This is a genomic window from Kitasatospora sp. NPDC057542 (assembly GCF_042801945.1).
GTDB lineage: Bacteria > Actinomycetota > Actinomycetes > Streptomycetales > Streptomycetaceae > Kitasatospora.
In genome coordinates this window covers 1-7851 of record NZ_JBHVFE010000432.1, presented here as the reverse complement: position 1 = coordinate 7851, position 7851 = coordinate 1, and the positions used below count along the sequence as shown (strand labels likewise).

Genomic DNA, 7851 nt, shown 5'->3' with positions numbered 1-7851 from the left:
GGGCCCCGGCAGCCGCCCCCTGCGGGCCGGCCGGTGCCGTCCCGAGCCGCTCCGCCTCCGCCGCGATCGCCGCGGCCCCCGCCTCCTGGAGCCACTGCGGCGGGCTGAGCAGGAAGGAGGTCGCCTCCACGGGCCCGGGCGAGGGCTTCGCCGCCCCGGCCGGGTTGGCCGCCACCGGCCGCCCGTAGACCTCCTCGTACTGTCGGACCACCTCGTTGACGGGCAGCGCGGGCCACAGCGTGCTGGCGCCCGAGTCCCGGGCGATCACCAGCCGCGCCTCCCCCGAGCCGCCGCCCGCACCGCCCGTGCCGTCGGCCGCGCCCGCGGGCGCCACCGCCCAGCAGACGAAGCCCAGGTCGAACTCCCGGACCCGCACCTCGCGCTGCTGCGAGCGCGGCACCCCGCCGTTGATCCACTCCTCGGCGAGCTCCTGCGCCTGCGCGTACGTCACCACGCCCGGTTCACCCCTGTCCGCATCCTCTTCGTCCCCCGTTCCACCGACACCATCGCGACCACGTGCTTCAGCCCACCGGGACGGCCCGGGCGAACCCGCCGTCCACCATCAGCTCCGCGACCGTCTCCAGCTCCGGCGGGCTGCCCGCCAGCCGCAGCAGGAAGGCGTCGAAGTCCTCGCCGCAGGGCAGCAGCAGCCGGGCGCAGCGGTCCTCCGGAGCCTCCGGGGCGCCGGTGTCGCGGGCGTCGTCGTAGAGGTGGAACCAGACCGAACCGGCCCGCTCGCCGCGCACCTTGAGCGCGACCAGGCCGCCCTGCGCGTAGGCGATGCCCAGGTAGTCCTTGGTGAGGTGGTCGCGCAGGCACTTGTTGGCGTACACGACGTCCTCGGTGCCGTACTCCTCGCTGAGCGTCAGGAACGGCTGGTCGAGCAGCAGTCCGAGCTCGGTGTCCAGCGCCACGCCGACCGGGGCGCGGCCGCCGCCCAGCTTGAGGAAGGTGCGGTAGGCGTCGGGCAGCCGGTAGCCGAGGCGCTCCTCGGCACGCTGGACCAGGTCCTCGGGGACGCCGATCGGGTCGCCGCCGTCCCTGGCCAGCGAGAAGTGCACCGGCCGGCGCTCCTGCAGGGGGCGGGTACCGCGACGGGTGTGGTCGGCGGCGGAGACGGCCAGGCCGCCGTGGTGCCGCAGCAGCGCCTTGACCTCGACGGGGACGAGCTCCATCCGCCGCCAGCCGGGGGCGGCCCGGCCGACCGCGTGGTGCCAGGTCCAGCCGGGCGGGGTGGCGACGGCGGTCGAGAGGTCGGCCCAGAGCGGGTGGCCCTGGGTGTAGAGCGCGGCGTTGGCCGAGACGTAGTCGGTCAGCCGCAGCTCGTCCACGCCGAAGCCCTCCGGCGGATCGGCCACCTCGGCCACGGCGGCGGCGTACGGGCCGAAGTCCGGGAAGCCGTACTCGTCCACCCTGACCCCGGCGGGGTGCCGCTCCGCGCGGACCGGGTCCGGGAACTGCACCACCTGACCTGCGTACGCCGCGTTCGGTGCGGCGGCGACGCCGGGCCGACCTGTCGTCATCTGGGAGCCCCCACTGGCTGCTGCAAATACGGTGCTTGCTGGGCACCAGCCTAGGGCCTGCCTTCAACCCCCCGTCCGCCAGGCGGACGACGGGGGACCGAGGGCAGCTCCCGGTACCGGTCCGCGGCCCGGCCCCGCCCGGGAGCACCCCCGGGGTCACAACCGCCCGCCCGGCGCCTCGGCCACCCGCAGCTGCCGGGCCTCGGTGAGGTTCCGGTGCAGCGGCAGGCCGAGCAGTTCGCGGGCGGCCCGCTCGGCGACCGGGAACTCCCCCTCGCGATGGCCGAGGTGACGGAACGCGGGTTGCAGGTGGACCGGCACCGGATGGTGCACTCCGGTGCCGGTCCCGACGGCGTGCAGCGCGCCCGGCACCGCGCCGCGGCCCGACCGGGACCGGCCCGCACCGGGTACGGGTGCCGGGTGTGCTCGTTGCCGGGCGCGGTCCGGGGCGGGGCGAGCCCGGCCGGCCCGCCCGGCAGCTCGTCGTAGCGGGCGGCAGCTCGTCGTAGCGGGCGGCAGCTCGTCGTAGCGGGCGGCAGGCCCTCCCCGTCGGCCTCAACGTCCGACGGGGGCACCGGAGTCGGGCCCGCCGGCGGCCGCCCGCACGGCAGGCGGCGGCCCCGGCCGCGTACCGGGGGCCGTTTCGGCAGACCGGCGGACAAGTCGTGACGAGAACGTGCACATCCGGTCGGCATCGGGTGGCCTCCCGGCCGGTCCGTCGCGGCGCCGGCGGCCGCCGCACCCCGGTTGTGCGGTTGTCGGTGTCGTTTGACAGGCTTGCCCCGGATCGGCCCGGCCACTCCGGCCGACGCCGGGTTACGAGGAGGAGGACGACGGATGACCACCGGTGAGCCGGCGGGCCCGCCCGTGCTGCGCCACCACCGCGACAGCCTGCTGCCCGCCGTCGCCGCCGCGCTGTCGCTCAAGGGCGGCGAGGTGCACACGCTGGCGGGCGACAAGGACGCGCGCCGCCCGGTGCTGCACCACCTGGTCGCCGACTTCCTGGACACCCTGCCGACGGAGGCCCGCGAGCGGTTCACCGGCCGCTGCCCGGAGGCCGTCCTGCTCTCCCAGCACCTGGCCGCGGTCGACGGCAGGCGTTCCAAGCGCGCCGCCCGCAAGCCGATGACCCTGCACGAGGCCCGAAAGGCGCTCAAGGGCTCCCGGATGACGACCGTGCGCATCCGCGAGGAGGGCGATCCGACGCACGGCAGCCACGCCCCGCCGTGCCGCTCCTGCGCTCCGATGCTGGAGCACTTCACCGTGCGCAGCGTCGCCGTCGGGCCGCCCGCGCACTGACCGGCCGAGCGCCGGCACGTCCCCCGTCCCCCAGCCCTGGAGCCCGCCCTGAACCCGCCCATCCCGCCCGCACCGGCCACCCTCTCCCCCGCCGGCGCCCGGACCCGCCCGCGCTTCCCGGCCGACGTCGCCGCCGAGCTCAAGGCGGCCGGCTGGCACCCCGGCCGCTGGCAGATCCGGCAGGCCGAGGAGTGGGCCGACACCCTGGCCGGGTACGGCGCGCCCACCGGCGTACGGCACGCGGTGTTCCCGGCGGCGGTGGAGGCCTGGGCCGAGTTCGGCGGCCTCGCCTTCGACCTGTCCGGCCCGGGACGCCAGCTGGCCCGCACCCCGTTCCTGATCGACCCGCTGTGCGGTCTGCACCAGCCGCGCACCCTGCTCGACCTCGGCCGGGCGCTGGGCACCCGGCTGGCCCCGCTCGGCGAGGAGGCGTACGGGCAGGCGCTGCTGGCCGTCGACGAGGAGGGCCGGGTCTTCAGCCTGGACCACACCGGCGAGTGGTTCCTCGGCCAGGGCATCGACCAGGCGATCTCCGCCCTGGTCCTGGGCACCGCCCCGGAGCGGCTGCGCACCGCCGAGGAGTACTGAGGGCGGCTCAGGGGGTGTCCGACCACTCCCGCGTGCCGACCCGGTCGAATCGCCGGGCCCGCCTCAGCGCAGCCGCTCGGCCCGCACCGCCAGCCGGGACGGCAGCACCGCCTCGATCCGGAACCCGCCGTCCGCCTCCGGTCCGGAGGAGAACGTGCCGCCCAGCGCGATCACCCGCTCCCGCATCCCGACCAGCCCGTTGCCCCCGCTGGGCAGCTTCGCCGCACCCCTCTCGCCGCCCGGGCAGGCGTTCACCACGGCCACCCGCACCCCGTTCGGCGCGTAGGAGAGCAGGACGGACACCTGGGCGCCGCCGGCGTGCTTGTGCGCGTTGGTCAGGCCCTCCTGGACGACCCGGTAGGCGGTCTGCTCGGCCTCGCCGGTGAACTCCTGCCGGCTGCCGCTGACCGTCAGCGTCACCGCCATCCCGGCCGCCCGGGACTGGTCCACCAGCCGCGGCAGCCCGGCCAGCGAGTCGGGCTCCGGCTGCCGCTCGTCGTCCATCCGCAGCACCCCGAGGATCTCGCGCAGTTCGTTCAGCGCCTGCCGGCCCACCTCACCCATCAGCTTGGCGCTCTGCGCCGCCTTGTCCGGGTCCTTGCCCGCGATCCGCTCCAGCGCCCCGGCGTGCACCACCATCAGCGACACCCGGTGCGCCACCACGTCGTGCATCTCCCGGGCGATCCGGGTGCGCTCCTCCAGCCGGGCCCGGCGGGCACGCTCCTGCGCCTGCTCGGCCAGCAGGTCCAGCTCGGTCTCCAGGCCGTGCGCGCGGTCCTTGAGCGAATCGATCAGCCGCCGCCGCGCGCCGACGTACAGTCCGGTCACCACCGGGGCGACGGTCAGCCCGACCGACACCAGCAGCGACAGCAGGATCTGACCCCACAGCGGCGGCGGGTCCACCGGCGCGTCCCCGGGCGTCATCAGCGACACCGCCATCACGGCGGCCGCCTCGGCGAAGGCCAGTGCGGACAGCGCCACCACCCGGCGGCGCCGCAGGGGCCACTCCCAGGTCGACGCCAGCGTGTACAGCGCCACCACCAGCAGCACCACGCCCAGCATCCCGGGCATCACCAGCAGCGTCACCAGCACCGGGACGGCCGGCCAGCGCCGGCGCACCACCAGCGAGCCGCCGGCCAGTGTGCCGAGCACGGCTATCCCGACCGCTCCCGCGGTGCTGACGTGGATCCGGGCGGAGAGGAAGGCGATCGTGCTGACCGCGCACTCCACCGCGGCGAGCAACGCCAGCCCGATGTCCAGGAAAGCGCTGCGCGGCCGCTTCCACCACCAGAACGAACGGACCGGCATGCGCTCCCCAGGCGACTTGCTCATGCCCCACAGCGTAAGCGGCAACCCCCTCCCCTCCCCACCGGGATCGCCCGGAGCACCCCACGAAGCCGCCAAGTGGTCCAGACCATAGGCGGTTTTCGGCAGCCTTGTCCGCCATCCGGCCACCTCGCGGACAGCGCCCGCCCCGAGACCTATGCTGGTCGCGTCGGACAGCGCGGTCCGCACTCGTCACACCCGCCACACGCGTGTGGACCTGTGACGATGAGCCGTTGCCGAACCCCACCACCACAGGGAGCCAGCCGTGACCGCTCCGGTCCCCAACCCGGCGGACAGCCCCACGCCCGTCGTCGCCGACAATGCCGCGTTGCGTGCGGACATCCGCCGCCTCGGCGACCTGCTCGGCGAGACGCTGGTCCGCCAGGAGGGCCCCCAGCTGCTGGGCCTGGTCGAACAGGTCCGCCTGTTGAGCCGCACCGACGGCGAGGCCACCGCCGAACTCCTCTCCGACATCGACCTGGACACCGCCGCCAAGCTGGTCCGGGCGTTCTCCACCTACTTCCACCTCGCCAACGTCACCGAGCAGGTGCACCGCGGCCGCGAGTTCGCCACCCGCCGCGCCCGGGAGGGCTCGCTGCTCGCGCAGACCGCCGACCAGCTCGCCGAGGCCGACGCCAAGCACCTCCAGGACACCCTCGCCCACCTGGCGGTCCGCCCGGTCTTCACCGCGCACCCCACCGAGGCCGCCCGCCGCAGCGTCCTCAACAAGCTGCGCCGGATCGGCGAACTCCTCGACCGCATCCACCGCGACGAGGTCACCTCCGGCCTGGCCGCCGCCGACCAGGCCCGTACCAGCAGCGCCAAGCGCTCCGCCGACCGCCGTCTGGCCGAGGTCATCGACCTGCTCTGGCAGACCGACGAGCTGCGCATCGCCCGCCCCGAGCCCACCGACGAGGCCCGCAACGCCGTCTACTACCTGGACGAGCTCTACCGCGAGGCCGTCCCCGAGGTCCTGGAGGAGCTGCACGAGGAACTCGCCCGGGTCGGCCTGAGCCTGCCCGACGGCGTGCGGCCGCTCACCTTCGGCACCTGGATCGGCGGCGACCGCGACGGCAACCCCAACGTCACCCCGCAGGTCACCTGGGACGTCCTCAACCTCCAGCACGAGTACGGCATCAAGGACGCGCTCGCCGCGATCGACGACCTGCGCAACACGCTCTCCACCTCCGAGCGGCTGGCCGGCGCCTCGGTCGAGCTGCTCGCCTCGCTCAACACCGACCTGCACCTGCTCCCCGAACTCAGCCCGCGCTACAAGCGGATGAACGCCGAGGAGCCCTACCGCCTCAAGGCCACCTGCATCCGGCTCAAGCTGGAGAACACCCGCGAGCGGCTGGCCGGCGGCACCCCGCACATCGAGGGCCGCGACTACCTCGGCACCCGCGAGCTGATCGCCGACCTGCGGCTGATCCAGGACTCACTGCGCTCCCACCGCGGCGAGCTCATCGCCGACGGCCGCCTCGCCCGCGCCATCCGCACCGTCGAGGCCTTCGGCCTCCAGCTCGCCACCATGGACGTGCGCGAGCACGCCGAGGCCCACCACCACGCCCTCGGCCAGCTCTTCGACCGGCTCGGCGAGGAGGCCTGGCGCTACGCCGACATGCCCCGCGAGTACCGGCAGAAGCTGCTCGCCAAGGAACTCCGCTCGCGCCGCCCGCTCGCCCCCACCCCCGCCCCGCTGGACGAGGCCGGCACCAAGACCCTCGGCGTGTTCAACACCATCCGCCAGGGCTTCGAGCGCTTCGGCGACGAGATCGTCGAGAGCTACATCATCTCCATGTGCCAGGGCGCCGACGACGTCTTCGCCGCCACCGTGCTGGCCCGCGAGGCCGGCCTGATCGACCTGCACGCCGGCATCGCCAAGATCGGCATCGTGCCGCTGCTGGAGACCACCGACGAACTCCAGCAGGCCGACCGCATCCTCGACGAGATGCTCTCCGACCCGTCCTACCGTCTGCTCGTCTCGCTGCGCGGCGACGTCCAGGAGGTCATGCTCGGCTACTCCGACTCCTCCAAGTTCGGCGGCATCACCACCTCCCAGTGGGAGATCCACCGCGCCCAGCGCCGACTGCGCGACGTCGCCCACCGCTACGGCATCCGGCTGCGCCTGTTCCACGGCCGCGGCGGCACCGTCGGCCGCGGCGGCGGCCCCTCGCACGAGGCCATCCTGGCCCAGCCCTGGGGCACCCTGGAGGGCGAGATCAAGGTCACCGAGCAGGGCGAGGTCATCTCCGACAAGTACCTGCTCCCCTCGCTGGCCCGGGAGAACCTGGAGCTGACCCTCTCCGCCACGCTCTCCGCCTCCGCGCTGCACACCGCCCCGCGCCAGGCCCCCGAGTCGCTGGCCCGCTGGGACGCCGCGATGGACCAGGTCTCCGAGGCCGCCCACACCGCCTACCGCACCCTGGTCGAGCAGGAGGACCTACCGAAGTACTTCTTCGCCTCCACCCCGGTCGACCAGCTCGCATCGCTGCACCTGGGCTCCCGCCCGTCCCGCCGCCCCGACTCCGGCGCCGGCCTGGACGGCCTGCGGGCCATCCCGTGGGTGTTCGGCTGGACCCAGTCCCGGCAGATCGTCCCCGGCTGGTACGGCGTCGGCTCCGGCCTCGCCGCCGCCCGCGCGGCGGGCCTGCGCGACGTGCTGGACGAGATGTACGGCGAGTGGCACTTCTTCCGCAACTTCCTGTCCAACGTCGCCATGACGCTGGCCAAGACCGACCTGCGGATCGCCCGCCACTACGTCGAGCAGCTGGTGCCCGGCGAGCTGCACCACGTCTTCGACCAGATCAAGGCCGAGCACGCCCTCACCCTGCGCGAGGTGCTCCGGCTCACCGGCGAGAGCGAACTGCTGGAGCACAACCCGGTGTTGAAGCAGACCTTCGCCGTCCGCGACGCCTACCTCGACCCGATCTCCTACCTCCAGGTCGCGCTGCTGCGCCGCCAGCGCGAGGAGCTCTCGGCCGGGCGCCAGGACGACCCGCTGCGCGCCCGCGCGCTGCTGCTGACGGTCAACGGCATCGCCGCCGGCCTGCGCAACACCGGCTGACGGCCGGACCCGAGAACGGCCGAGGGGCCGGTGTCCCGTCCTTGGGACCCC

Annotated in this window: 6 protein-coding genes and 1 pseudogene; 3 read left to right on the top strand and 4 right to left on the bottom strand. The window is 74.6% G+C overall.

Annotation, left to right across the window (positions count from 1 at the left end):
* The 3 genes and pseudogenes from ACFU7Y_RS35490 to ACFU7Y_RS35480 all read right to left on the bottom strand — a co-directional run.
* Nucleotides 1-454, bottom strand: a pseudogene (locus tag ACFU7Y_RS35490) (hypothetical protein); the annotation flags it as partial.
* A 67-nt stretch (nucleotides 455-521) separates the two neighbouring features.
* A complete protein-coding gene (locus tag ACFU7Y_RS35485) occupies nucleotides 522-1523 on the bottom strand; it encodes an SMI1/KNR4 family protein (protein ID WP_224285379.1) in 1002 nt (333 codons plus the stop codon).
* 156 nt (nucleotides 1524-1679) lie between these two features.
* On the bottom strand, nucleotides 1680-1895 hold the full coding sequence (locus ACFU7Y_RS35480) for a DegT/DnrJ/EryC1/StrS family aminotransferase (RefSeq protein ID WP_380770825.1): 216 nt from the start codon (nucleotides 1893-1895) through the stop codon (nucleotides 1680-1682).
* A 465-nt stretch (nucleotides 1896-2360) separates the two neighbouring features.
* Here ACFU7Y_RS35480 and ACFU7Y_RS35475 point away from each other — a divergent pair, with 465 nt between their 5' ends.
* Both ACFU7Y_RS35475 and ACFU7Y_RS35470 read left to right on the top strand, forming a co-directional pair.
* On the top strand, nucleotides 2361-2822 hold the full coding sequence (locus ACFU7Y_RS35475; RefSeq protein WP_224281804.1) for a YwqJ-related putative deaminase: 462 nt from the start codon (nucleotides 2361-2363) through the stop codon (nucleotides 2820-2822).
* Between the two features lie 60 nt (nucleotides 2823-2882).
* Nucleotides 2883-3410: an SUKH-3 domain-containing protein gene (locus ACFU7Y_RS35470; RefSeq protein ID WP_380770826.1), complete on the top strand. Its 528-nt coding sequence runs from the start codon at nucleotides 2883-2885 to the stop codon at nucleotides 3408-3410.
* 63 nt (nucleotides 3411-3473) lie between these two features.
* Here ACFU7Y_RS35470 and ACFU7Y_RS35465 read toward each other — a convergent pair whose 3' ends face one another.
* Nucleotides 3474-4742 carry a sensor histidine kinase gene (locus ACFU7Y_RS35465; protein WP_224281803.1) on the bottom strand — a complete coding sequence of 423 codons (1269 nt, stop codon included), beginning with the start codon at nucleotides 4740-4742 and terminating at the stop codon, nucleotides 3474-3476.
* Between the two features lie 259 nt (nucleotides 4743-5001).
* Between ACFU7Y_RS35465 and ppc the strand changes: the two genes are divergently transcribed.
* A complete protein-coding gene (gene ppc, locus ACFU7Y_RS35460; RefSeq protein WP_224281801.1) occupies nucleotides 5002-7800 on the top strand; it encodes a phosphoenolpyruvate carboxylase in 2799 nt (932 codons plus the stop codon).
* Nucleotides 7801-7851: the final 51 nt, after the last annotated feature.